Below are 1,045 nucleotides of genomic sequence, written 5' to 3' on the forward strand. Positions count from 1 at the left end.
CAGAAAAAGTAATGAGCATGAGTGTTAAACGCAAGGCTACTAATCAACAGGTGGCGTTTGAACTCTCCCCAGAAAACCATGTTCAAAAGGTGTTCTCTCAATAAGTTACAGATAAGTAATGGATTGAAATTATAAGAGTCAAAAAATGCTGTGTCACGCTGGTGGCCAGCATTTTTTGGTTATGGTTGTCAGTTTAATCAGCCAGATAATTGATATTGCTAACACAAATGTCTTTACAGTTTTGGCGATAAACAGTTGGAACATGAAGCCGTTATAAGCATAATAGCCTAAACCATATTTCATCAGCATTAGCGCGATAATTTGAGGATGCTTTGAGCTCTGCACTTACCCAATCTGTAATCCATGAATTTAGCGATCGCGGTGCGTTAGCCAAACATGTGCATCATTATCACCACCGACAAAGTCAGACCGATATGGCCGTCGCGGTAAGTGACGCTATCGCTCAAAAGCATAATCTGATTTTAGAAGCTGGTACGGGTGTAGGTAAAACCTATGCGTATTTAATTCCAGCGTTGCTTAGCGGCAAGCAAGTGGTTGTTAGCACCGGCAGTAAAAATCTTCAAGAGCAGCTATTCCTCAAAGATCTCCCTGCATTACTCGCAATGTTAGATGTACACGTGCCCATAGCATTATTAAAAGGGCGTAACAATTATTTATGTCAGTTACGCCTTGAAAAACAAATGCAAAACGCCAGTCAATTTAGCGAGTATTTTATTGATGATTTGCTAAAGATTAACCAATGGGCACATTTAAGCAAAGATGGAGATATCGGCAATTTAACCTCAGTGGCAGAGCATTCTGAGGTTATTCCTAGTGTGGTGAGCACCAAAGAAACCTGTACGGGTAAAAAATGTGATCATTATGATGTGTGTTTTACTCGAAAAGCGCGTATTAGGGCCATGGAGGCTAAAGTGGTGGTAGTTAATCATCATTTATTTTTTGCTGATCGATTACTCAACGACACCGGATTTGCCGAATTACTACCGGATCCCGATGTGGTTATTTTTGATGAAGCCCATTTGGT

Annotated in this window: 1 protein-coding gene; it reads left to right on the forward strand. The window is 40.5% G+C overall.

Annotation, left to right across the window (positions count from 1 at the left end):
- Nucleotides 1-332 precede the first annotated feature (332 nt).
- Nucleotides 333-1,045 (forward strand): ATP-dependent DNA helicase (locus H5202_RS23200; RefSeq protein WP_182774077.1); only part of this gene is annotated, 713 nt, incomplete at its 3' end.

Origin of the sequence: Shewanella sp. SG41-4 (genome assembly GCF_014164505.1) — a bacterium.
In the GTDB taxonomy this organism is placed as follows: Bacteria; Pseudomonadota; Gammaproteobacteria; order Enterobacterales; family Shewanellaceae; genus Shewanella.